The sequence below is a fragment of the Hydrogenophaga sp. genome, from assembly GCF_025699295.1.
GTDB lineage: Bacteria > Pseudomonadota > Gammaproteobacteria > Burkholderiales > Burkholderiaceae_C > Hydrogenophaga.
In genome coordinates, this window is the sequence record NZ_JAILWB010000024.1 from 1 (window position 1) to 22,847 (window position 22,847).

At 65.6% G+C, this 22,847-nt stretch carries 28 protein-coding genes and 1 pseudogene; 10 read left to right on the forward strand and 19 right to left on the reverse strand.

The features are described 5' to 3' along the window. The 6 genes and pseudogenes from K5880_RS20525 to K5880_RS20550 all read right to left on the reverse strand — a co-directional run. Window positions 1–126 (reverse strand): annotated as a pseudogene (locus K5880_RS20525) (DNA-binding response regulator); the annotation flags it as partial. 95 nt (window positions 127–221) lie between these two features. Next, window positions 222–839 (reverse strand): SCO family protein, encoded by a 618-nt coding sequence (locus K5880_RS20530; protein ID WP_297657068.1) that lies wholly within the window; start codon window positions 837–839, stop codon window positions 222–224. 5 nt (window positions 840–844) lie between these two features. Continuing rightward, window positions 845–1,750: a heme o synthase gene (gene cyoE, locus K5880_RS20535; protein WP_297656892.1), complete on the reverse strand. Its 906-nt coding sequence runs from the start codon at window positions 1,748–1,750 to the stop codon at window positions 845–847. After that, window positions 1,747–2,916 carry a heme A synthase gene (locus K5880_RS20540; RefSeq protein WP_297656895.1) on the reverse strand — a complete coding sequence of 390 codons (1,170 nt, stop codon included), beginning with the start codon at window positions 2,914–2,916 and terminating at the stop codon, window positions 1,747–1,749. Before K5880_RS20540 ends, cyoE begins: the two co-directional genes overlap by 4 nt. Before the next feature lies 1 nt (window position 2,917). Further along, the gene (locus K5880_RS20545) at window positions 2,918–3,595 is read right to left on the reverse strand and encodes a hypothetical protein (protein WP_297656897.1); all 678 of its coding nucleotides are present in this window, start codon (window positions 3,593–3,595) and stop codon (window positions 2,918–2,920) included. Beyond that, the gene (locus tag K5880_RS20550; RefSeq protein WP_297656899.1) at window positions 3,576–4,316 is read right to left on the reverse strand and encodes an SURF1 family protein; all 741 of its coding nucleotides are present in this window, start codon (window positions 4,314–4,316) and stop codon (window positions 3,576–3,578) included. Before K5880_RS20550 ends, K5880_RS20545 begins: the two co-directional genes overlap by 20 nt. 49 nt (window positions 4,317–4,365) lie before the next feature. Here K5880_RS20550 and K5880_RS20555 point away from each other — a divergent pair, with 49 nt between their 5' ends. Beyond that, the gene (locus K5880_RS20555; RefSeq protein ID WP_297656900.1) at window positions 4,366–4,602 is read left to right on the forward strand and encodes a twin transmembrane helix small protein; all 237 of its coding nucleotides are present in this window, start codon (window positions 4,366–4,368) and stop codon (window positions 4,600–4,602) included. An 83-nt stretch (window positions 4,603–4,685) separates the two neighbouring features. Here K5880_RS20555 and K5880_RS20560 read toward each other — a convergent pair whose 3' ends face one another. The 8 genes from K5880_RS20560 to K5880_RS20595 all read right to left on the reverse strand — a co-directional run bounded on the left by K5880_RS20560 (window position 4,686) and on the right by K5880_RS20595 (window position 11,155). Further along, the gene (locus tag K5880_RS20560) at window positions 4,686–5,567 is read right to left on the reverse strand and encodes a cytochrome c oxidase subunit 3 (protein WP_297656902.1); all 882 of its coding nucleotides are present in this window, start codon (window positions 5,565–5,567) and stop codon (window positions 4,686–4,688) included. Window positions 5,568–5,634: 67 nt separating this feature from the next. Beyond that, the gene (locus K5880_RS20565) at window positions 5,635–5,841 is read right to left on the reverse strand and encodes a DUF2970 domain-containing protein (protein WP_297656904.1); all 207 of its coding nucleotides are present in this window, start codon (window positions 5,839–5,841) and stop codon (window positions 5,635–5,637) included. Next, window positions 5,838–6,452, reverse strand: coding sequence for a cytochrome c oxidase assembly protein (locus tag K5880_RS20570; RefSeq protein ID WP_297656906.1), 615 nt, complete (start codon window positions 6,450–6,452; stop codon window positions 5,838–5,840). Before K5880_RS20570 ends, K5880_RS20565 begins: the two co-directional genes overlap by 4 nt. A 32-nt stretch (window positions 6,453–6,484) precedes the next feature. After that, window positions 6,485–6,598 (reverse strand): cytochrome oxidase small assembly protein, encoded by a 114-nt coding sequence (locus tag K5880_RS20575; RefSeq protein WP_297656907.1) that lies wholly within the window; start codon window positions 6,596–6,598, stop codon window positions 6,485–6,487. 25 nt (window positions 6,599–6,623) lie between these two features. Next, on the reverse strand, window positions 6,624–8,243 hold the full coding sequence (gene ctaD, locus K5880_RS20580; protein WP_297656909.1) for a cytochrome c oxidase subunit I: 1,620 nt from the start codon (window positions 8,241–8,243) through the stop codon (window positions 6,624–6,626). A 41-nt stretch (window positions 8,244–8,284) separates the two neighbouring features. After that, window positions 8,285–9,442 carry a cytochrome c oxidase subunit II gene (coxB, locus tag K5880_RS20585; protein ID WP_297656912.1) on the reverse strand — a complete coding sequence of 386 codons (1,158 nt, stop codon included), beginning with the start codon at window positions 9,440–9,442 and terminating at the stop codon, window positions 8,285–8,287. A 132-nt stretch (window positions 9,443–9,574) separates the two neighbouring features. Beyond that, on the reverse strand, window positions 9,575–10,006 hold the full coding sequence (locus K5880_RS20590; RefSeq protein ID WP_297657071.1) for a DUF2244 domain-containing protein: 432 nt from the start codon (window positions 10,004–10,006) through the stop codon (window positions 9,575–9,577). Window positions 10,007–10,246: 240 nt separating this feature from the next. Beyond that, window positions 10,247–11,155 carry a biotin synthase gene (locus K5880_RS20595; protein WP_366883329.1) on the reverse strand — a complete coding sequence of 303 codons (909 nt, stop codon included), beginning with the start codon at window positions 11,153–11,155 and terminating at the stop codon, window positions 10,247–10,249. Between the two features lie 223 nt (window positions 11,156–11,378). Here K5880_RS20595 and K5880_RS20600 point away from each other — a divergent pair, with 223 nt between their 5' ends. The 3 genes from K5880_RS20600 to K5880_RS20610 all read left to right on the forward strand — a co-directional run bounded on the left by K5880_RS20600 (window position 11,379) and on the right by K5880_RS20610 (window position 12,926). Continuing rightward, window positions 11,379–11,951: a phosphoribosyltransferase family protein gene (locus tag K5880_RS20600; RefSeq protein WP_297656915.1), complete on the forward strand. Its 573-nt coding sequence runs from the start codon at window positions 11,379–11,381 to the stop codon at window positions 11,949–11,951. A gap of 28 nt (window positions 11,952–11,979) precedes the next feature. After that, window positions 11,980–12,453, forward strand: coding sequence for a tRNA (uridine(34)/cytosine(34)/5-carboxymethylaminomethyluridine(34)-2'-O)-methyltransferase TrmL (gene trmL, locus K5880_RS20605; RefSeq protein WP_297656918.1), 474 nt, complete (start codon window positions 11,980–11,982; stop codon window positions 12,451–12,453). A 230-nt stretch (window positions 12,454–12,683) separates the two neighbouring features. Next, window positions 12,684–12,926, forward strand: coding sequence for a hypothetical protein (locus K5880_RS20610; protein WP_297656921.1), 243 nt, complete (start codon window positions 12,684–12,686; stop codon window positions 12,924–12,926). On the opposite strand, the gene K5880_RS20615 is transcribed toward K5880_RS20610, so the two are convergent. The 3 genes from K5880_RS20615 to K5880_RS20625 all read right to left on the reverse strand — a co-directional run bounded on the left by K5880_RS20615 (window position 12,923) and on the right by K5880_RS20625 (window position 14,879). Next, window positions 12,923–13,378, reverse strand: coding sequence for a MaoC family dehydratase (locus tag K5880_RS20615; RefSeq protein ID WP_297656924.1), 456 nt, complete (start codon window positions 13,376–13,378; stop codon window positions 12,923–12,925). The two genes, K5880_RS20610 and K5880_RS20615, sit on opposite strands and share 4 nt — an antisense overlap. A gap of 63 nt (window positions 13,379–13,441) precedes the next feature. Further along, window positions 13,442–14,059 carry a ParA family protein gene (locus tag K5880_RS20620; RefSeq protein WP_297656927.1) on the reverse strand — a complete coding sequence of 206 codons (618 nt, stop codon included), beginning with the start codon at window positions 14,057–14,059 and terminating at the stop codon, window positions 13,442–13,444. Window positions 14,060–14,123: 64 nt separating this feature from the next. Beyond that, window positions 14,124–14,879 (reverse strand): sulfite exporter TauE/SafE family protein, encoded by a 756-nt coding sequence (locus tag K5880_RS20625; RefSeq protein ID WP_297656931.1) that lies wholly within the window; start codon window positions 14,877–14,879, stop codon window positions 14,124–14,126. Between the two features lie 17 nt (window positions 14,880–14,896). Here K5880_RS20625 and K5880_RS20630 point away from each other — a divergent pair, with 17 nt between their 5' ends. Continuing rightward, window positions 14,897–15,535, forward strand: coding sequence for a trimeric intracellular cation channel family protein (locus tag K5880_RS20630; RefSeq protein WP_297656934.1), 639 nt, complete (start codon window positions 14,897–14,899; stop codon window positions 15,533–15,535). 6 nt (window positions 15,536–15,541) lie between these two features. Here K5880_RS20630 and pcaF read toward each other — a convergent pair whose 3' ends face one another. After that, window positions 15,542–16,744, reverse strand: coding sequence for a 3-oxoadipyl-CoA thiolase (gene pcaF, locus K5880_RS20635; protein ID WP_297656938.1), 1,203 nt, complete (start codon window positions 16,742–16,744; stop codon window positions 15,542–15,544). An 80-nt stretch (window positions 16,745–16,824) separates the two neighbouring features. Here pcaF and K5880_RS20640 point away from each other — a divergent pair, with 80 nt between their 5' ends. Beyond that, complete coding sequence (locus K5880_RS20640; protein ID WP_297656941.1) at window positions 16,825–17,259, forward strand: DUF1841 family protein; 435 nt, start codon at window positions 16,825–16,827, stop codon at window positions 17,257–17,259. Window positions 17,260–17,313: 54 nt separating this feature from the next. Here the strand turns inward: K5880_RS20640 and K5880_RS20645 are convergent, their stop codons facing one another. Next, complete coding sequence (locus K5880_RS20645; protein ID WP_297656944.1) at window positions 17,314–17,982, reverse strand: c-type cytochrome; 669 nt, start codon at window positions 17,980–17,982, stop codon at window positions 17,314–17,316. 168 nt (window positions 17,983–18,150) lie between these two features. Here K5880_RS20645 and K5880_RS20650 point away from each other — a divergent pair, with 168 nt between their 5' ends. Genes K5880_RS20650 through K5880_RS20665 form a run of 4 tightly spaced genes read left to right on the forward strand, consistent with a single transcriptional unit; the run spans window position 18,151 to window position 22,842 of the window. Continuing rightward, window positions 18,151–18,993 (forward strand): MoxR family ATPase, encoded by an 843-nt coding sequence (locus K5880_RS20650; protein ID WP_297656946.1) that lies wholly within the window; start codon window positions 18,151–18,153, stop codon window positions 18,991–18,993. A gap of 11 nt (window positions 18,994–19,004) precedes the next feature. Beyond that, window positions 19,005–19,598 carry a GNAT family protein gene (locus K5880_RS20655; protein ID WP_297656949.1) on the forward strand — a complete coding sequence of 198 codons (594 nt, stop codon included), beginning with the start codon at window positions 19,005–19,007 and terminating at the stop codon, window positions 19,596–19,598. 18 nt (window positions 19,599–19,616) lie between these two features. Further along, window positions 19,617–20,804, forward strand: coding sequence for a VWA domain-containing protein (locus K5880_RS20660; protein WP_297656952.1), 1,188 nt, complete (start codon window positions 19,617–19,619; stop codon window positions 20,802–20,804). A 7-nt stretch (window positions 20,805–20,811) separates the two neighbouring features. Further along, on the forward strand, window positions 20,812–22,842 hold the full coding sequence (locus K5880_RS20665) for a BamA/TamA family outer membrane protein (RefSeq protein WP_297656954.1): 2,031 nt from the start codon (window positions 20,812–20,814) through the stop codon (window positions 22,840–22,842). The last annotated feature ends 5 nt before the right edge of the window (window positions 22,843–22,847 follow it).

Below are 22,847 nucleotides of genomic sequence, written 5' to 3' on the forward strand. Positions count from 1 at the left end.
CGTGCTCGCGGCGGTGGCCGCCATTTCGCCGTCGCGCACCCAGTCCACGGCGTAGTGTTCGGCGCGCAGCAGGTCCAGCACGGCCTCGCCGATCATGGTGTCGTCCTCGACCAGCAACAACCTCATGGTGCACGTTCTCCTGGCCCGCGTGCCGGGCATCCTGCGTCCATCTTGCAGGGATTGGCTTAGGCCGGCCTTAGGCCCCGGGGACGCCGTCGGCGTCAGTCCCCGGCCAGCAAGCGCTTGAGATCGCCCGCCAGCGCCGCCGACCCAGTGCCGTATCGGTGATACAGGCGGATGCGACCCTGCGGGTCGTAGATGTAGCTGCCGGCCGAATGGTCCATGCTGTAGCTGGTGGGCGTGGGGCCGTCAACCTTCTTGTAATAGACCTTGTAGCTCCTGGCCAGCGCAGGCAGCGCGTCGGGTGCGGCATACAGGGCCAGGAAACTCGGATCGAAGCTGGCCATGTACTGCTTCATGATCTCGGGCGTATCCCGCTCGGGGTCGACGCTGATGAACAGGCCCTGGAGACGCTCGCCATCGGGCCCCAGCAGGCGCCTGGCCTCGGCCAGTTCGCTCATCGAGGTGGGGCACACGTCGGGACACTGGGTGAAACCAAAGAACACCACCACGACCTTGCCCTTGAAGTCGGTCAGCGTGCGCGGCTGGCCGTTGTGGTCGGTCAGCGAGAAGCCGGTGGCGTAGTCTGCACCGGTGATGTCGATGCCGGAGAAAGCGGCAGGCGCATCGGCCTGATCGGTGCAGGCCGCCAGGCCCAGCAGGGCGGCGCCACAGGCAGCGGCCATGAGGGTGCGGCGGGTCAGCGGGATGTGGGTCATGGTCATCAGATGTAGTGATCCACCAGCAGGGCGGCGAACAGCAGCGCCAGGTGAATCAGCGAGAAGCGAAACGTCTTGCGCGCCAGCGCATCGGAGTAGTTGCGCCACAGCGCGATGGCGTAGCCGCAGAAGCCGATGCTCAACACGACCGCCGCCACCAGGTAGACCCAGCCGCTCATGCGCATCACGAAAGGCATGAGGCAGGCTGCGAACAGCACGAACGTGTAGAGCACGATCTGCAACCGCGTGAACTCGGAGCCGTGCGTGACAGGCAGCATCGGCAGGCCAGACTTGCGGTAGTCCTCCACGCGGTACAGCGCCAGCGCCCAGAAGTGCGGTGGCGTCCAGAGGAAGATGATCAGGAACAGGATCAGCGCCTCGGGCGCGACCACGCCGGTCATGGCGGCCCAGCCCAGCACCGGCGGCATGGCGCCGGAGGCGCCGCCGATCACGATGTTCTGCGGCGTGAGCGGTTTCAGGATCACGGTGTAGACCACCGCGTAACCGACGAAGGTGGCAAAGGTCAGCCACATGGTCAAGGGGTTGACGAGGAAGTACAGCACCGCCGAGCCGGCGCCGCAGAGCACGGCGGAAAACGTCAGTGTCTTCGCGTTGGTGAGCTCGCCCTTGGCGGTGGGACGCCAGGCGGTGCGCTTCATCTTCGCGTCGATCTGCTGTTCGACCAAGCAGTTGAACGCCGCGGCGGCACCCGCCACCAGCCAGATGCCGAAGCAGGCAATGGCGGCCAGTTGCACCTGTGCCCACGTGGGCACACCCGGCACGGCCAGCACCATGCCGATCAGCGCGCAGAACACAATGAGCTGGATCACGCGCGGCTTGGTCAGCGCGTGGTACTGGCGCCAGACCGAGGGCAGCGCGGAGGCAACGGGAGGGGTGGGCGCGGTGCTCATCGGATCGGCATGGACAGGGGCAAGGAGGAAGAGGCTGGCGCAGTCGCACCGAGCGGGCGGGTGCTGCGTGTGCCGGCCAGCGCGCCGGTGAGCACGATCACCAGCGCGGCCGCGCCTCCGGTGTGCCCCACGGCGGCCAGCAGCGGCCAGTCGAGCACCACATTGCTCAGGCCGCTGGCGAACTGCCAGGCGGCCAGCAGCAGCAACGCACGCGCGCCCGGGCGCATGCCCGACACGCGCCACAGACGCCAGGCGAGCCAGAGCATCGCGGCCAGCACCGCATAGGCCATGAGACGGTGCACATAGTGGATGGCGGTCAGCGCCGGGAAGGTGATCGCCTCGCCAGCATGGCTGCGCCCGAGCTCGCGCCAGAGTGTGAAGCCTTCGCGCACCGCCATGGGTGGCCACCAGCTGCCCTGGCAGGTGGGGAAGTCGCGGCAGGCAAGCACGGCGTAGTTGGTACTGACCCAGCCACCCAGTGCGATCTGCAGCCACAACAAGGCAAACACGCCCACCAGGGCCCAACGCAGGCGGCCGGGCAGTTCCACCGGGCCAGGGTGGCCCGGTGCCGCCAGCGCATACCCACTCGACTGGGCGCGCAGCAGGGCCAGCAGGCCCAGACCGCCCAGCAGGTGCAGGGTGACGATGGCAGGGAACAGCTTCATCGTGACCGTGAGCGCACCGAATGCCCCCTGCAGGCAGACCCAAACCAGCGTGGCCAGCGGCCACAGGTACGACACGCTCACCCGTCTGCGCTCGACCCAGCTCACCAGCGCGAGCACCAGGATCAGCACTCCGACCGCGGTGGCAAGGTAGCGATGGATCATCTCGATCCAGGCCTTGGAGAAGGTGACCGGGCCGGAGGGCATGACGCTTTGGGCTGCTGCGATCGACGTGCTCGCCCCAACCGGGCTGGCACTGCCGTAGCACCCCGGCCAGTCGGGGCAACCCAGACCCGAGTCGGTCAGGCGCGTGAAGGCACCGAACAGCACCAGGTCGAAGGTGAGAAACAACGTGACCAGAGTGAGCACACGCAGGCGCTGTGCGGGCGGCGCATGGCGGTTGCGCAGCCAGACCCAGGCCAGTGGCCCGAGCGCGATCACCACGCCCAGGAGCATGAGGCGCGCCACGGGGGCGAGATCGTACAGGGGCTGGGCGCTGTCCATGTCAGTTGGCGCGCCCTTCTTTGTCCCAGAAGGCGGAGGCGCGCAGCAGGCGGTCCAGGTCGCGCCTGGCTTGCTTGGGGTCGAGGTTGGCGGGGAACCGCATCATCCAGTTGCCCAGCGGGTCGACGACATACAGATGGTCCTCGATCTTCTGGCCGGGGGCGGGTTGCAACCAGGCAGCGAGTGCCTGCGCATCCACATGCAGCACCTGCGCGGCAGCGGTGACCTGCTTCAGTGGCTCGGACAATACGGCCTCGCCGGTGCGCAGCCAAACCCAGTCGAGCCGCTCTTTCTCACGGCCCAGCGTTTCCCGCAGCTGGCGCTGCAGGTACAGGTGCTGCTGGCAGGCGTCGTTGCAGGCGCTGTCGGCCACGCTGATCAGCAGCCACTGGTCCTTGAGCATGCTCAGCGGCACGACGCGCCCTTGCACGTCGGTGCCGGTCCAGGCCGGCAGCGGGCGCTGCGGGTCGATCAGCTCGCCGTAGTTGCGGCGTCCCTCGGGGCGAACCACGTAGTAAGTGAGATAGGACGCAATGACGGGGGCGGCGCAGACCAGCATCAGGCCCAGCATCTTCCAGCGCCCGGCACGCGTGCTGGCCACAGCGTCCGCGCTCGCCCGGTCCAACTTCGGCAGGCTGTGCACGGTCAGGGTCAGGGGTTCATCGGGCGTCTGTGCCATGGGAACTGCGCTTTCGGCGGGGGGATAGGAATTGGAACCAGACATAGAGACCCGCCGCGAGGGCGCACAGGGCGAACCACTGGAAGGCGTAGCCATGGTGCTTGTGCACGTCGACCGCGATGCGGGGCCAATCGCGCTTCAGTCCATCGGCGGCTTCACCGCCTTGCAGGACGGACACGCCCAGCAGGTTCAGCCCGGTCTCCTGCGCAAAGGCGGCGAGATCGATATTTTGCCGGATCGCCCCGGTCCCCGCGCCGCCGAGTTCGAAAAGCTTGCCGGGCGAAGAGGCCAATCGCCCCTGTATCTCGACGGTGTCCAGGGGCGTGGTGATCGTGGGTACCCGGCTGCGATCGGTGAAATCGCGCGGCACCCAGCCGCGCTGGACCAGCACCGCGCGCTCACTGCCCAGCAAGCGCAGCGGCGTCACCAGGAACAGACCCACCCTGCCGTTCATCTGGCGGTTGTCCAGGAACACACTGGCCTGCGGCACCCACTGCCCCCGCAGGCGCACCGGACGGTGCACGCCCTCGGCCGGGTCTGCCGCGCCGAGCAGGTCGGCAGTGTTCCAGGCCGGCAGCACGCTGCGCTGATCGATCTGCGCCTGCAAGGCCAGCTTCTGACCCGCGCGGTCGAGCTGCCAGAGCCCGAGCGCGGCCGTCACCACCACCGTGATCACCGTGGCGGCGGTGACGGTCCAGAAGCGCGGCGTGCGAGTCGGCATGGCTCAGCCTCCGACACCGCTCACGCTGCGCAGGACGATAATCGGACCTATGAAATATCTGGTCATCGTGGCTTTCATCGCCATCATCGGCAGTCTGGGGGTCGCGCTGCTGTACATGATGCGGGGTGGTGAAGCCGACGGTGCCGAGGGCAGCGCGCCGCGCAAGAACCATATGGCGCGGGCGTTGGCCTTTCGGGTCGGGTTTTCCATCCTGCTCTTCGTGGTGGTGCTTGTCAGCTACCTGATGGGCTGGATCCAGCCCACGGGCCTGCCTCTGCGCGGCTGAGCCCCCATCCCCTTCAACAAAAAAGCGCCTGATGGCGCCTTTTTGTTGCGGGTTAGCCCGGGTGGAGCAACCTCCAGGGCGTATTACATCCAGTACACCAGGATGTACAGGCCCAGCCAGACCACGTCAACGAAGTGCCAGTACCAGGCCGCGCCTTCGAAACCGAAATGGCGCTCGGCCGTGAAATGGCCCCTCTGCAGGCGCAGGGTGATGAACAGCAGCATCAGCATGCCCACAAACACATGGAAACCGTGGAAGCCGGTGAGCATGAAGAATGTGGAGCCGAACACGCCCGACGAGAGCTTGAGGTTCAGGTCGGCGTAGGCATGAGCGTATTCATAGCCTTGCACGCCCAGGAACAGAATGCCCAGCAGCACGGTGATCCACATGAAGCCGATGGTCCTGGCGCGGTTGCCCGCCTGCAGTGCGTGGTGCGCGATGGTCAGAGTCACGCCCGAAGTGAGCAGCAAGGCGGTGTTGATCGTGGGCAACCAGAACGGTCCCATGGTCTGGAAAGGCTCGACGATGTCGCCCGGCGAGGCGGTGGCACCCACCTGCACACTGGGCCACACGGCGGTGAAATCGGGCCAGATCAGCGCGTTCTCGATGCTGCCCAGCGCCGGCACCGAGTGCGTGCGGGTCCACCACAGGGCGGTGAAGAAGGCGCCGAAGAACATCACCTCGGAAAAGATGAACCAGCTCATGCTCCAGCGAAACGACAGATCGACCTTGCGTCCGTACATGCCACTCTCGCTCTCGCCCACAGACTGGCTGAACCACTGGAACAGCACGACCAGCCAGAACACGAGGCCGAAAGCCAGCGAGTAAGCACCCCAGCCGGCGCCATTGATCCACTGACCGGCGCCCAGGATGACGAAGAAAAGCCCGATCGCGGCCATTACGGGGTGGCGCGACGGACCGGGAACGTAGTAGTAGGGCGTCGTGCCGTGGGATGCTGCTGACATGCTCACTCCTGTTGTGCTTTCGCTTGTATCAATGTCTAGGAATCAAAAAAACTGCGCTTTGCTGACCTCAGCCGGCCACCCAGTTCACCAGCAGGATCAGACCGAGCACGAAGAGAAAGGCCATGCCCAAACCCACCGCGATCAGGTGCAGTGGATTGAGCTTGGCGATGTCGTCCTGGTAGTCGGCGTTGCGTCGCACGCCCAGGAACCCCCAGAGCACCGCCCTGACGGTGCCCAGGAAGGAGCCTTTGCGCGGATCGACTGGCGTGCTCACACGGCCCCCGCCGGTTTGACGATCGCCGGGCTGATCGCCAGCGGGGCTGCGTCCTGGGGCGCCGCCGGCACCTTGCCACCCACCTCGAAGAATGTGTACGACAGCGTGATCGTGCTCACATCTTTCGACAGGCGTGGATCAATCACGAAGGCCACCGGCCATTCCTTCTTCTCGCCTGCCTGCAGTGTGTATTGCGTGAAGCAGAAGCACTCCAGCTTGTTGAAGTGGGCCGCGGCCTGCTGAGGTGCGTAGCTGGGAATGGCTTGCGCCGCCATCGTGCGGTTCTGGATGTTCTGGAACTCGTACATGACCGTGGTGAGTTCACCCGGGTGCACCTGAAGCGAACGCACCGCCGGCTTGAAATGCCACGGTCCGCGGCTGTTGACGTCGAATTCGACCGTGATGGTGCGGCTTGTGTCCACCTGCGTGTTGGCCGGAAGCTTCGGTGCCGCGCCTGGAATCTCGCGCTCGGTCAGCGCCAGCACGTTGATGCCGGTGACTTCGCAGATGGCCTTGTAAATCGGCACCAGGGCATAGCCGAAGGCGAACATGCCCAGCGCGATCACGCCGAGCTTGCCCACCATCTTGAAGTTTTCGCGCCGCAGTCCCACGGTATTCCAGTCGGTTGGTTGGGAGCTGGAAGTCAGCTGCCCAGAAACACCATCTTGCCGATGAAGCCGGCGAAAAAAACCAGCGCGACCGAGGCCAGGATCAGCGCCAGCCGCAAGTTGTTCTTCTTCTGTTCACGGGTCTTCATCGGGTCAGCTCCGTTTGCGTGCCAATCAGCCAATCACCTTGGTGGCGGTGGCGTCAAGCTTGGGTGGGTTCTCGAAGGTGTGGAACGGTGCCGGCGACGGCACTTCCCATTCCAGGCCCTCCGCGCCTTCCCAGGGCTTCTGCACAGCTTTTTCGCCCTGGCCACGCATGGCGGGAACGACCACGGCCACGAAGAAATACACCTGCGCAAGGCCGAAGCCGAAGGCGCCCACCGAGGCAATGGCGTTGAAGTCGGCGAACTGCATCGGGTAGTCGGCATACCGGCGCGGCATGCCGGCCAGACCGAGGAAGTGCATCGGGAAAAAGGTGATGTTGAAGGAAATCATCGACCACCAGAAGTGGATCTTGCCCTTGGTCTCGCTGTACATGACGCCGGTCCACTTGGGCAGCCAGTAATAGATGCCGGAGAACATGGCGAACAGGGATCCGGCCACCAGCACGTAGTGGAAGTGGGCCACCACGTAATAGGTGTCCTGCATCTGGGTGTCGATCGGCGCGACCGAAAGGATCAGGCCAGTGAAGCCACCGATGGTGAACACGAAGATGAAGCCCACGGCCCAGAGCATCGGGGTTTCGAAGGTCATCGAGCCCTTCCACATGGTCGCGATCCAGTTGAAGATCTTCACGCCCGTGGGCACAGCGATCAGCATCGTCGAGTACATGAAGAACAGCTGACCAGTGAGCGGCATGCCGGTGGTGAACATGTGGTGCGCCCACACGACGAAGGACAGGATGGCAATGGAGCCGGTGGCATACACCATGGAGGCATAGCCGAACAGCTTCTTGCGCGAGAAAGCAGGCACGACCTGGCTCACGATGCCGAAGGCCGGCAGGATCATGATGTAGACCTCGGGGTGGCCGAAGAACCAGAAGATGTGCTGGTACATCACCGGGTCGCCACCGCCGGCGGGGTTGAAGAAGCTGGTGCCGAAATGGCGGTCGGTCAGCGTCATGGTGATGGCACCTGCCAGCACGGGCATCACGGCGATCAGCAGGTAGGCGGTGATCAGCCAGGTCCAGCAGAACATGGGCATCTTCATCAGCGTCATGCCGGGGGCGCGCATGTTGAGGATGGTGACGATGATGTTGATCGAACCCATGATCGACGAGGCACCCAGGATGTGCATGGCAAAAATGCCGGCGTCCATCGAGGGGCCCATCTGCAGGGTCAGGGGGGCATACAGCGTCCAGCCGGCAGCGGGCGCGCCACCGGGCATGAAGAAGGAGGCCACAAGCATGATGGCCGCCGGGATCATCAGCCAGAAGCTGAAGTTGTTCATGCGGGCAAATGCCATGTCGCCCGCACCGATCTGCAGCGGAATCATCCAGTTCGCGAAGCCCACGAAGGCCGGCATGATGGCGCCGAACACCATGATCAGGCCGTGCATGGTGGTGAGCTGGTTGAACAGCCCGGGGTTGACCAGTTGCAGGCCGGGCTGGAACAGCTCGGCGCGGATCAGCAGCGCGAGAACGCCACCCACCATGAGCATGGTGAAGGCGAACAGCAGATACAGCGTGCCGATGTCCTTGTGGTTGGTGGCATAGACCCAACGCCGCCAGCCCGTGGGGGCATGGTGGTCGTGATCGTGTCCGTGCGCGTCGTGGTGGTCAAGAACTGCACTCATCGTCGATTCCTTTGAGACTCAATGTTTTTCTGGCAACCGGATCACTGGCGCGCGGCCTGCACTTCGGCGGGCTGCACGATCTGCTCGGTGTTGTTGGACCAGCTGTTCTTGGCGAAGGTCATGACCGCGGCCAGCTCGGTGTCCGAGAGTTGCTTCCAGGCGGGCATGGCACCACCGGCAGCGCCGTTGAGCATCACCGTGATCATCTTGCCGTGGTCCTTGTCGGTCACGATGGCGGAACCATCCAGCGGCTTGATCGGGCCAGCACCCTTTCCACTTGCCTGGTGGCAGGCTGCGCAATTGGCCGCGTATACCGACTCACCGCGCTTGACGAGATCGGCCAGCGTCCAGACCTTGCTCGGGTCGTCGGCTGCGGCGGCCATGGCCTTGTTTTTATCGGCCACCCAGGCGGTGTACTCCTCGGCAGAAACCACCTTCACATGGATGGGCATGTAGGCGTGCTCCTTGCCGCACAGCTCGGCGCACTGACCGTAGAAGTCGCCGGTCTTCTCCGCGCGGAACCAGGTGTCGCGCACGAAGCCGGGAATCGCGTCCTGCTTGACGCCGAACGCCGGCACCATCCAGGCATGGATCACATCGTTGGCAGTGGTGATGATGCGCACCTTCCTGTTCACGGGCACCACGAGAGGGTTGTCGACCTTGAGCAGGTAGTCGTCGGTGGCTTCGGGCTTGCCGCTGTTGGACATCACGCGGTGGCTGGTGTCCAGGGTCGACAGGAAGCCGATGCCTTCGCCTTCGCCCTTGATGTAGTCGTAACCCCACTTCCACTGCATGCCCGTGGCCTTGATGGTGAGGTCGCTGTTGGTGGTGTCCTTCTGCGCCACAAGTACCTTGGTCGCAGGCAACGCCATGCCGATGACGATCAGCAGGGGAACGATGGTCCAGCCCAGCTCCACCCAGATCGGCTCGGCCAGCGCCTGGGACTTGTGGCCCACCGACTTGCGGTGCTTGAGGATGGAATAGAACATCACCCCGAAGACGATGACGAAGATCACCGCGCACAAGGCCATCATGAACCAGTGCAGCCAGTGCTGCTCTTCGGCAATGCGCGTGACTGGCGGGTGAAAGTTCAGCTGATTGACCGCCGGTCCACCGGCCAGATCCTTGACCGTCTGCGCAGCGACCGTGGACCAGGCGCCTGCGCCCAGCGCCAGGGTGGTGCCCGCAGCACGGATCATGGCCCATCGGTTTCGCAGGGAATGCACCGTTTTCTTCGTCGTACTCACTTTAAGCGCCTCAAATATAAGTATTGATTTATATCAATGCCGATTAGAACAAATTTTCCGGGCTCACCCACCCAAAACCCACTGTCACGCGCCACGCAAAGCCTGGCGAATCTCCCGTGCCAGCACCGGTCGCAAGTCGGAACGCAAGAACCGCCCCACCCGCACCGACTGGCCGCCACCCCGGACTTCGATCATCTGACCGCCGTCGCCTGACGCCTCCACCCTCACCCACTCACGGGCGAACTCGCACCGCTTCGTCCGTCCCGCCGTCTCCAGTTCCACCACCAGCTGGCCTGGCCGAAGGCTGATGCGCTCGCGATCGGTCGCATGCCGCGCATAGGCCAGAAAGGCCGCACCCACGGCGACAAGTTCCAGCGCCGCGAAGGGCAGCACCAGTCTGGCGCCCAGTGACCAGCAAAAGCCAGCCACGGCGAGCGACACGACACACATGGAGGCGTACAGCCATCCCAGTTGTGTGGGCGTGATCGAACAGTTGCGCTTCAGCGACCACTCCATGCCGTGCTCGGACGGGGTCGCGAAACGGAAAGCGTTGCTGGCATGGCTCACCACCCACCACCGGATCAAACCGCGCCCGGCACGAAGGCCCGCGCGATGACGCAGGGAAAATACCCTTGAAACCTGGAACGCCGACAATTGTAGCGGCGGGAGCGCGGACCTTCTCTGGTAAAGCCGCCATATCCGACTCGGACAATGCGCCCGAACGGGAGACCGCAGCTGCAGCCGCCGGCACCCGGTTCAGCCCCGACGACCTCGCAACATGGAGCGCATGTCTTCCACGGCCACGGTGGCGGACGGTTTCATGGGGACCCGCGGCACGGCCTTGAACGCATGGCCATAGATGATTTCGAAGGTCAGCAGGAGACGCCCGTCCTGCGCGCGCGGCAAGCCGGCCTCGATCGCCTCACACAGGCGCTCGCGCCATTGACGCGACCGACAGGCGGGAAACCGCTGCGTGTGCAGATTGCGCCCCAGGCTGCGCAGTTCAGCCAGTAGAGGCTCGGCGCCGCTGTAAGAGAGCGTGATCCGCTCCATGTCCATCACCGGCTCCGCAAAGCCGCCGTGCACCAGCATGTCGCCCCAGTCGTGCATGTCCGTGAAGGCGTGGGACGGCTCGGGCCATCCCTGTTGCGCGTAGACGGCACGCAATTCGCGCAGGCTGTCCGGCCCCAGGCAGGAAAACATGAGGAATCCGTCGGTCTCGATGTGCGTGTTCCAGCGCCGGAGCAGGGCCTGCGGCTGCGCCTCCATGTGCAGGACCATGTTGGCCCACAGCATGCGAACCCTCGTGGACGCGTCCGCTGGCCGCGGGCCATTGCCTCGTCGCCAGCTCAGCGGATTCCAGAGCGTGCCCCTCGACTCGTGCGTCGCCTGAAGTGCCTCCGGCAGGCGCAGTGCCGCGACATGACACGGCGCGTCGGGCCACAGGGCCCGCAGCTGCTGGTGCGCCAGCAGGCCACCGTTGACCGGCTCCCAGTGCATCCAGTTCGCTGGCGGCTCGCGAAACCACTTCAAGCGCTCCGCCATGCGCGAGGCCACTTCCTCGTGAAGCCACGGGCTGGTGGAGGCACGGCGCTGCAGCCAGCGCTGCGCAGCCACCATGTCCATGCCGGGCACGGCTGTTTCAGGGTCAGGGGAGGTGTTCAAACGGACAGCCAGCTGCAGGAAAAGGATGCAAGTCAGTGAGGACGCGGCGCCCCAGTATATTGGCGCGATGTTCTCCACCATGACCTCTCTGCCACAGCGGCTGCCCGGCACCTGTCAGGTGTGCGGTGCCTGGCCTTCGCGTCCTGTGTGCGAGGACTGCGTCACGCGATTTCACGGCGCACGTCACCGGTGTCGTGAGTGCGCGGCGCCCATGCCGTCCGACATGCCTTCCCAGTGCGGCGCCTGCCTGACGCGCCCGGGCACCTCCGCGCTACAGGCCTGCGCGGCCGCGGTGGACTACGCCTACCCGTGGGACGGACTGATCGCGCGCTTCAAGTTCCAGGGCGAACCAGGCTGGGCCTCGCAATTCGCCTGCCGCATGCTGCAGGCACCGCGATCAATCACACTGCTGTCACAAAGCGACCTGCTGGTGCCGGTACCACTGACGGCGGCCCGGCTCGCCGAGCGTGGCTACAACCAGGCGTGGGAACTTGTGAAGGCCCTGAAACGCCTGTGCACGGCGACAGTTGCCGCGCAGCCGGTGGCCGATGCGCTGGTGCGCGTGATCGAGGCACCCGACCAGCATCACCTCACACGCGAACGGCGCCTGCGCAATCTGCACGGCGTTTTTGCGCCACACCCGTGGCATGCATCCCGCCTGTCGGGCGCACATGTCCTGCTGGTCGACGACGTGACCACCACCGGCGCCACCCTGCAGGCTGCCGCGCAGGCGCTCTGCCAGGCCGGGGCAGAGCGCGTGAGCGCCCTGGTCTTCGCGTGCACGCCACCGCGGTAAGCTCGCTCGCCACCCTGTACCGCCTGTCATGTTCCATATCGTCCTGGTCGAGCCCGAAATCCCGCCCAACACTGGCAACGTGATCCGCCTCAGCGCGAACGCAGGTTGCGCGTTGCACCTCATCGAGCCTCTCGGATTCTCGATGGACGACAAGCACATGCGCCGCGCCGGACTCGATTACCACGAGTACGCGAAGTTGCGCTGCCATGCCAGCTGGTCCGACTTCCTGGGCAACGAGCGTCCCGATCCGCAACGCATGTTCGCATTCACGACCCGCGGCAGCCACAGCGTGTTCGACAACCGCTTCCGGGCGGGCGACTGGCTGGTGTTCGGCGCCGAGACCCGTGGACTGCCCGAGTCCGTGCGCGAGTCGTTCCCCGCAGGCCAGCGGCTGCGGCTGCCCATGGTGGAAGGTCAGCGCAGCCTCAATCTGTCCAACGCCGTGGCAATCACCGTGTTTGAAGCCTGGCGCCAGAACGGGTTTGTCATGCCCCTTCCGTGACGCAGATCACGCGGATCGCAGATGGTGCGAGCCAACCCTTGCGTGGAACGCGCAACATAGCTGCATCGGCCTGATCCGGGGTGCCAGCGGCCACAAGCGCCAGTGCCCCGACCAGGCTCCGCAACCCGAACGGCTGCCCGGAGACCGCATTGATCACTGCAATAGCACGGATGTTTCAGGTGCACCTTGCGCCCCAGAGGCGACCGCATCGCCATGCCAGCATCAAGGACGTGGCCAACATCCGCCATCAGCTGCAGGGCAGCATCGAGGACTGCACGAGCGAATCCGCGCACCGCCTGCGCAAGAAAATCGATCAAGCCCGCACACCCCAGGAACTCTGGCTGCTGCGCAACGATGCCTACCAGTTGATATCGCAGCAACACAACCAGGCCGTTGCCGCCCAGCGCATCAACGGCCTGATCCCATCCTTCGAGGGCTGGCTCGAACCCAGGCAGCTCGTTCGTATTGGCTAGGGATACCGGCGCACCAGCGACTCGGCGAAACACACGGGCTTGTCGCTGCCCTCACGCTCCACCACCACGCCCCAGGTCATCTGCACACCACCCTGCTCGATGGGCTCGGAGGCCTGCAGTGTCATGCGCGCACGCAGGCGGCTGCCCACTGGCACCGGCGCGGTGAAGCGCACACGGTTCAGGCCGTAGTTCACGCCCATGCGCGAGCCACGGATGTCGAAAGCCGACTCGAAGAACACCGGCAGCAACGACAGCGTGAGGAATCCGTGGGCAATGGGTGCGCCGAACGGGCCGGCCCTGGCGCGCTCCACGTCCACATGGATCCACTGGTGGTCGCCCGTGGCCTCGGCAAAGCGGTTCACCTGCTCCTGGCTGATGGTGACCCAGTCGCTGACAGCCACTTCCTGGCCCACGCAGGCCGCAAGGTCGGCCAGGGTTTCAAAGATTTTCATGCCACGCACTGTATCGTCCGCCTCCGGCCGCGCATGTCGGACCGGGGACAGGACGGTCGGGGCTCAGCGGTCAAGCCAGTCACAGATGCCCTGCCACTGGTTCAGGTCCTTTTCCACCCTGCCGGGCGCCACGTCGAACAGCGTCAGTCCGCGCGCGGCAAGGTGCACGTAGTTCTGCGTGTCGCGCAGCGCGCCCAGCACGGGCAGGCCCAGGCCGGTCACGAACTCGCGCAGCTTGTCGGCCGAGATGGTGCGCATGTCCACACGCATGCCCACAATGCCGACCTGCAGCTTGTCCGCACGGCGCGACTCGGCCAGTTCGTCGAGAAAGGCTCGTGTGGCATAGATGTCGAAAATGCTGGGCTGCAGCGGCACCAGTACCTTGTCGGCGATCTTGAGCACGTCCTTGAAGCGCCAGCCGTGCAAGCCCGCTGGCGTGTCGAGCACGACGTGGGTGACATCCTTGGGAGGACGGGCAATCAGGTCCTGGGACACATCCCAGGTCTGGATCGGTCGAGCCTCAGGCGGCCGCAACTTGAGCCACAGCGCGGACGACTGCTGCCTATCAGCGTCCCCCAGCATGACCGAATGGCCTTTGCGGGCAAAGTAGCCGGCGACGTTGGTCGACAGCGTGGACTTGCCCACGCCTCCTTTGGGATTGGCAACCACCACGATGGGCATGTGAAGCTCCTTTGTGTGCGGACGCCCCACGCGGCCAGCGCGGTGGGGATGGGGGTATCGGGCCCTATGTTATCGCCACCGCATCCCACACCAGTTTGCAGCCTGTAAGGAACATGCCGGCGTAGATCAATCGGTAGAACAGCCGGGGCTTGATGCGGTGGGCAATGCGCACACCCAGCCACACGCCCAGCGGCGCAAACGGCAGCAACGCGAGTGAGGTCGTCATGTTGCGCAGGTCCAGCAGGCCCAACCAGGCGTAGGGAATCCATTTGGCCAGGTTGATGAAGAAGAAGAAGAACGCCAGCGTGCCGGTGAACACCACCGGCGACAGGCGCATCGGGATCACATAGGCATTGATGGGCGGCCCACCCGCGTGCGCGATGAAGCTGGTGAAACCCGAGGTGGCCGTAAGCAACGCGCCCACCCACTTCGGCGGCGGCGCGCTGTCGGGCCGAGGTGGGAACAGCAGGCGCTGCGCCAGAAACAGCAAGGTGAAGACACCCACGATACCGGCCACCACGCGCGCGTCCAGCAGCTTGAACAGCAGCGCGCCCACGACAATGCCCACCAGACCCGAGGGCAACAGGAACATCAGCAGGCGCCGGTCCACATTCTTTCGAAAGGCCGCCATGCCCAGCAGGTCCATGAGCAGCAGCACCGGCATGAGGATGGCGGCCGCCTGCGGCACCGTGACCGCCAGCGCCATCATGGGAACTGCCAGCGAGCCAAAGCCCGCACCGAAACCGCTCTTGCTGACGCCCAGCAACAGCACGGCAGGAACCGCCACGGCGTAAAAGAACGGGTCTGTGATCAAAGGCATGAAGCGACAATCCGGTGATGCAAAACGTTCAAGTCTGGGGCGAGACCGTGCGCCTGCTGGTGGAACTCGCAGCCACGGCCGCCTTCGCACTCTCGGGCATCCTCATGGGCGCGCGCGTGCGGCTGGACGCGGTGGGCGTGGCGGTAGTGGGTTTTCTGGCTGCGTTTGGCGGCGGCACACTGCGCGATCTGCTGCTCGACCAGCGGCCCTTTTTCTGGGTACGGCATGTGGAAATGCTGTGGGGGGTGCTCGCGCTGTGCGTACTGGCCATGCTGTTCCTGCGCAAACGGCACGTCGCACTCACCGAGCGCGCCATCCAGTGGCCCGACGCGATGGGGTTGGGCCTGTTCACCGCCACCGGCGTGCATCAGGCCCTGCTGCTGGACATGCCGGCGCTGGTGGCCGTGCTCATGGGTCTGATCACCGGGGTGTTCGGCGGCGTGTTGCGCGACGTGGTGTGCAACCAGATTCCCACCGCCTTCCGCGATCATCGGCCGTACGCGCTGTGTGCGTTTGCGGGAGGCTGGCTGTACGTCGGCCTGTGGCAGGTGCAGGCCCCGGGCTGGCTGGCCCTGGTGGCCTGCGTGCTGTTCACCGCTGGATTGCGTGCCCTGGCACTGTGGCGCAATTGGCAACTGCCGGCGTGGAAGTTCTGAGGGCACTCACACCCGTTCGAGCACCAGCGCAATACCCTGCCCCACGCCGATACACATGGTGCACAGCGCGTAGCGGCCGCCCGTGGCGTGCAGACGGTTCACGGCCGTGGTCGCCAGTCGCGCGCCGCTGGCCCCCAGCGGGTGACCCAGCGCGATCGCGCCGCCCCAGGCGTTGACGCGCTCGTCGTCGTCCTTCAGCCCCAGCATGCGCAGCACCGCCAGCCCCTGCGCGGCAAACGCCTCGTTGAGCTCGATCACGTCCAGCTGTTCCAGCTTCAACCCGGTGAGGGCCAGCACCTTCTGCGTGGCCGGCGCCGGGCCGATGCCCATGACACGCGGCGCCACGCCGGCCGTGGCCATGCCCACGATGCGGGCCCTTGGCGTGAGGCCGTTCTTCGCCGCCATCGCCTCATCGGCCAGCAGCAGCGCGCAGGCGCCGTCGTTCACGCCGCTGGCGTTGCCCGCGGTCACCGTGCCGTCGGGCTTGACCACGCCCTTGAGCTTTGCCAGCGCCTCCAGGCTGGTTTCGCGCGGATGTTCGTCGGTGTCCACGATCAGCGGATCGCCCTTCTTCTGCGGCACGCTCACCGCGCAGATCTCGCGCGCCAGGTGCCCCGCCTTGATGGCCGCGACGGCCTTCAACTGGCTGAACAACGCCATGCGGTCCTGCGCCTCGCGTTCGATCTTGTGGTCGACGGCCACGTTCTCGGCCGTCTCGGGCATGGAGTCCACACCGTACTGCGCCTTCATCAGCTTGTTGACGAAGCGCCAGCCGATCGTCGTGTCGTAGACCGCATTGGCCCGGCTGAAGGCACTTTCCGCCTTGGGCATGACGAAGGGCGCACGACTCATGCTTTCCACACCACCGGCGATCATCAGGCCGGCCTCACCTGCCTTGATGGCACGCGCGGCCGTGCCCACGGCGTCCAGGCCGGAGCCGCACAGGCGGTTGATGGTGGCGCCGGGCACTTCCATGGGCAGGCCAGCGAGCAGGCCGGCCATGCGCGCGACGTTGCGGTTGTCCTCACCGGCCTGGTTGGCGCAGCCAAAGATGATGTCGACCACGGCGGCCCAGTCCACGCCGGGGTTGCGCTGCATGAGAGCCTTGAGCGGAATGGCGCCGAGGTCGTCGGTGCGCACGCTGGAGAGGGCGCCGCCGTAGCGGCCAATGGGTGTGCGAATCGCGTCGCAGATGAAGGCTTGGGTCATGTGTGTTCTCCTCAGGTCAGCCTGCGACTGTAACCAAGCCGGGCGCATGGGTGCGCGGCATGCGGGAGAATCCCCGCACCATGTTCAACCCATCTCAAGCCGACGTGCGCCGGTTTTTCTGCGCCGTGCATGCCAAGCGCCTGCAGCAGCAGCCCATGGAGGCCATCGAGACCCTGGCCGGCCAGTGGATCGCGGAACACCCCGAATACCACCCGGAACTTGCCGACGTGGACGCGGCGCTGGCGCGCCTGGGCGAGCCGGATACGGCGCGCGACAACCCGTTTCTGCACCTGTCCATGCACCTGTCGGTCAGCGAACAGTGCAGCATTGACCAGCCTCCCGGCATCCGCCAGGCGGTGGAGTTGCTGGCCGTGCGGCGCGGCGATCTGCATGCCGCGCACCACGAGGTCATGGAATGCCTGGGCACCATGCTGTGGGAGAGCCAGCGGGCGGGGCGCCCACCCGATGGGCAGGCCTACATCGATGCGGTGCGCCGCCGGGCCACGAAGGACTGAAGAGGCAAGAAAAAAGCCGCTCGACGAGCGGCTTTTTTCAGAGGCAGGTTCAGCTCACTTGAAGCGCGACTGCGGCACGGTCTTGAGTTCGCCTTCCACGGTGGAGAGGTACTTGGCGATCTCGCGCATTTCGGCGGGCGTGTACTGCTTGGCGATGCCGGCCATGATGCCGTTGGAACGCCCGATCATGCCATTGCCCTCGACCGTGTAGGCCTTGAGCGCGAAGAACAGGTAGTCGGCGTGCTGGCCACCGATCTTGGGGTAGCTCGGATCGATCGGCTTGCTGAAGTTGGCGCCATGGCAGGAAGCACAAGCGCCCTTCTCGATCAGTGCGGCGGCAGCTGTGCTGGCGCTGCGCGGCGCATCGGGCGCAATCCTGTCGGCATGCGAGGCGTAAAAGGCGCCGAGGTCGGCCATGTCCTGCTCGCTCAGCGAACCCGCGATGCCACGCATCGTCGGGTGCTTGCGATCGCCCTTCTTGTAGGCATTCAGCGCGGCCACGATGTATTTGTCCGACTGTCCCGAGATCATGGGCACCTTGTGGATCTCGGGGAAGCTGTTCTGGTAGCCCGGGATGCCATGGCAGCCGATGCACATCTCGGCCTTCTTCTGGCCGGCCTGCACATCACCCGTCACGCCCTGGGCATGCGCGGCCACGGCAACCGCTGAAAACGTCGCAGCGGCGACAAGGGTACGGACGATCGTGGGCAACAGTTGGATCATTTTGCAAGCACAATGAATGGGGCGGCTGAGGAAAAATCAACCGCCGATTATATAGACTGGGCAAGCCTGCGCACCGCACCCGACCTGCCGTGGCGCAAGTCCCGCCCGAACATCCCGCGGCAGCCCCCTCGCGCCACATTCCGCCTCAATCTTCCTGCAAAGCTTCCCATGAAATTCCAAGGCTCCGAGAACTACGTCGCCACGCAAGACCTGATGCTGGCGGTGAATGCGGCCATCACGCTCAAACGCCCGCTGCTCGTCAAGGGCGAACCCGGCACCGGCAAGACCATGCTGGCCGAGGAAGTGGCGCAGTCCCTGGACCTGCCACTGCTGCAATGGCACATCAAGAGCACCACCAAGGCACAGCAGGGCCTGTACGAATACGACGCCGTGAGCCGTCTGCGCGACTCGCAACTGGGCGACGAGCGCGTCAAGGACATCCACAACTACATCGTCAAGGGCGTGCTCTGGCAGGCCTTCACGGCCGAGCAACCGGTGGCGCTGCTGATCGACGAGATCGACAAGGCCGACATCGAATTCCCCAACGACCTGCTGCGCGAACTCGACCGCATGGAGTTCTATTGCTACGAAACCCACGAGCTCATTCGCGCGAAACACCGCCCACTGGTCTTCATCACCTCCAACAACGAGAAAGAACTGCCCGACGCCTTCCTGCGCCGCTGCTTCTTCCACTACATCAAGTTCCCCGACGCCGAGACCATGCAGCGCATCGTCGACGTGCACTTCCCGAAACTCAAGAAGGAGCTGCTGGCTGCGGCCATGAAGACCTTCTACGACGTTCGCAACCTGCCCGGCCTGAAGAAGAAGCCCAGCACCTCCGAGCTGCTGGACTGGCTCAAGCTGCTCATGGCCGAGGACATCCCGCTCGAGGCGCTGCAAAGCGCCGACAGCAAGGTCAGCATCCCGCCGCTGGTGGGTGCGCTGCTCAAGAACGAGCAGGACACCACGCTCTTCGAGAAGCTCGTCTTCATGAACCAGCGGAATCGCTGATCGGACACGCCATGGCCTTCGTCGAAGCCGTCACCCTGCGCGACAACGGCATTGCCCTGGTCCCGTTGTCGCTCGACCACGAGGACGGCCTGCGCGCCGCGGCGGCCGACGGCGAGCTGTGGAAGCTGCGCATCACCTCGGTGCCCGAACCCCACGAGACGCGCGGCTACATCGAGTCCGCTCTGAAAATGCGCGACGAAGGCCATCGATTCGCGTTCGCGGTGACCGAGGAGGCCACCGGCCGGGTGCTGGGCAGCACCAGCTACCACGACATCCTGCCCGCTGTGAAGCGGGTGGAGGTCGGCTACACCTGGTACGCGAAAAGCGTGCAACGCACCCACGTCAACACCACCTGCAAGCTGCTCATGATGGGCCACGCCTTCGACACACTGGGCTGCCACGTGGTGGGCTGGCGCACGGACAACTACAACTTCGCCTCGCAGCGCGCGATCGAGCGTCTCGGTGCGAAGCAGGACGGCGTCATCCGCGGTCACGCGTTGCGCCGCGACGGCACCATCCGCGACACTGTGATGTACAGCATGCGCTCGGGCGAGTGGCCCGAGGCCAAGGCGCAGTTGCTCTACCTGCGTGGCCTGCGCGACTGACCCCGGGAGATCACGACCATGTTGATCGACTTCTTCTACACCCTGCGCTCAGCCAAGCTGCCGGTCTCGGTCAAGGAATACCTGGTGCTGCTCGAGGCCATGCAGGCCGACGTGGTGGGGCCGCGCAATCCCGATGCCTGCAGCATGGACGACTTCTACTTCCTGGCGCGCACCGCGCTGGTGAAGGACGAGAAGCACTACGACAAGTTCGACCGCGCCTTCGCCGCCTACTTCAAGGGCGTCGAGATGATCGCGGACTTCACCAAGCCGATTCCCGCCGACTGGCTGCGCCGCGAAATGGAGCGCATCCTCTCGGAGGAGCAGAAGGCCAACGCGCCGAAGATGGACTGGGACGAGCTCATGGAGACACTGCGCAAGCGGCTCGAGGAGCAGAAGGAGCGCCACGAGGGTGGCAGCAAGTGGATCGGCACTGGCGGCACCTCGCCCTTCGGCAACAGCGGGCAGAACCCGCAGGGCGTGCGCATCGGCGGCAAGGGCGGCAACAAGAGCGGCGTGAAGGTCTGGGAGCAGCGCGCCTACCGGGACTACGACGACACGCAGGAACTTGGCACGCGCAACATCAAGGTGGCGCTGCGCCGCCTGCGCAAGTTCGCGCGCGAGGGCAACGAATTCGAACTCGACCTGCCCGACACGATCCGCTCCACCGCAGCCAACGCCGGCTGGCTGGACATCAAGATGATCCCCGAGCGGCACAACAACGTGAAGGTGCTGCTGCTCATGGATGTGGGCGGCACCATGGACGAGCACATCCAGCGCGTCGAAGAGTTGTTCTCGGCCGTCAAGAGCGAGTTCAAGCACCTGGAGTTCTATTACTTCCACAACTGCGTCTACGACTTCATGTGGAAGAACAACCGCCGCCGCTATGCGGAGAAATTCCCGACCTGGGACATCATCCGCAAGTACAACAAGGACTACAAGCTCATCTTCGTCGGCGACGCGACCATGAGCCCCTACGAGATCCTGCAGCCCGGCGGCAGCGTGGAATACAACAACGAGGAGGCTGGTGCCGAGTGGCTGCAGCGCCTCACGCACGCCTTTCCCAAGTACGCGTGGATCAACCCGGAACCTCAAGGGGTGTGGCAGTATCGACAGAGCATCAGCGTGATCCAGCAGCTGATGGGCCAGCGCATGTACCCGCTGACCCTCAAGGGGCTGGAGGACACGATGCGATTGCTCTCGAAATAACTGCTGCATGAGATTTCCCCTCCCGGGCCACGCTCCCCTGGCGTGGCTGCTGTGCCTGTGCGCGGCGCTGCTGTGGCCCCTCGCCGCACACGCCCAGGGCACTCCCGCGCCCGCCATTGCGCCTGCGGCGGACGCGGACGAAGCCGCGGAAGACGGCGCCAGCACACCCGGGGCCGTTGCACAGCGCCGGACTCGCGCGCCCGGCGGTCCGCGCTTCGAGATCGACATGCAGGCACCCGAAGCCATCGGCGACTTCCTCCTGCGCCACATGGAATTGCAGCGCTACCGCGAATTGCGCAACCTCGACGCCAACGAGCTGGGCCGCCTGCTGGCCCAGGCGCCTGCCAACCTGCGCGAGCTGCTGGCCACGCTGGGCCACTTCAAGCCCATGGTCGAGGTGAGCGCGCCACCTGGCCTGGATGACGCGCTGGCCCAGGGCGAAGGCGGTGCCACGCCGGCCAACCCATCACCGCGGCAGCTGGGCACCGTCACGATCCGCGTCGAGCCGGGGCCGGTGACGCAGGTGGTCTCGGTCAACGTGTCCTTCGTGGGCGACATCGCCCAGGCACCGGAAGCGGCGGCGCAGCGCGCCGATATCCAGCGCGAGGCGGCCCTGATCGAAAACCTGCCGTTCTCCCAGTCCGACTGGGATGCCGCCAAAACCGCCGCGCTGCGCCGGCTGATCGCGCAGCGTTATCCCCTGGGCCGGGTGCAGAACAGCCTGGCCGACATCGACGCCGAGGCGCACCAGGCGCGGCTCTACATCGAGCTCGACTCGGGCCGGGCCATGCGCATGGGCGACGTGGTGGTGCAGGGCGCCGACCGCTACGACGCCATCACCGCCGAGCGGCTGGTGCGGCTCTCCGGACTCACGCCGGGCAGCGACTACGACCTGGACAAGCTGCAGGACGCGCAGCGGCGCATCGCCGAAAGCGGGTACTACGACTCCGCCTTTGTGTACGTGGAGCCGTCCCCCGACGGCGAGACGCTGCCGGTGATGGTGCAACTGCGCGAAGCCCGGCGGCAGAAGGTGGCCATCGGCATCGGCGGCAGCACCGACAACGGCGCCCGCTTCTCGCTGGAGCACACCCACAACAGCGTGCCGGGCCTGGGCTGGCGCGCGCTGAGCAAGTTGCAGCTCGAACGCATCGACCAGCTCGCCAGCACCGACTGGAGCTCGCCACCCAACGACGACGGCTGGCGCAGGATCGTCGGTGGACAACTGGCCGAGCAACTCAATGACTTCACCACCACCACCAGCCTGCGCCTGCGCGCCGGGCGGTCACAGGTGGGCGTCGAGTACGACCGCAGCTTCTACCTGCAGTACGACCGGGCGCGGGTGGCCAGCGACGTCACCGGCCAGGACGACGCCAACGCGTCCATCAGCGCCAACTACGCCTGGACGCGGCGCCGTTTCGATGACCTTGTCTTTCCCCACCGGGGCTATGGCCTGGCCGTGGAGCTCGGCGTGGGCTACACCCTGGGAGGCACGCGCCTGCCCTTTGGCCGCACCCAGGCGCGCTGGCTCACCTACTGGCCGCTGGGCGGCCTGGTGCAACTGGCCGACCCGGTGCCCGGCCAGGCGCGCGATGTGGGTTCGGCCGCCACACGGCGCACGCAGCTCGGACGGCTGGCCTTGCGACTCGAAGGCGGCGCGGTCATTGCACGCGACGACGCGCCGATCCCGGACACGCAGCTCTTCTACACCGGTGGCGACAACACGGTGCGCGGCTACGGCCTGCGCGACATCGGCGTGCCGCGCGCCGACGGCACCCTCGGGCCCGGCCGCTACAAGGCGGTGGTCAGCCTGGAGTGGCAGCGCCCGATCTGGAACGAGGACCAGCGCTCCAACTGGGAGAACGTGATCTTCATCGACGGTGGCGCCATTGCCAACCAGGCCGGCGACCTCAAGCCCGTGTGGGGCGTGGGCACTGGTGTGCGCTACAACAGCCCTGTCGGCCCGCTGCAGCTGGATCTGGCCTACGGGCTCGAGACCCGGCGCTGGCGGCTGCACCTCAACGTCGGTTTCACGTTCTGACCGCG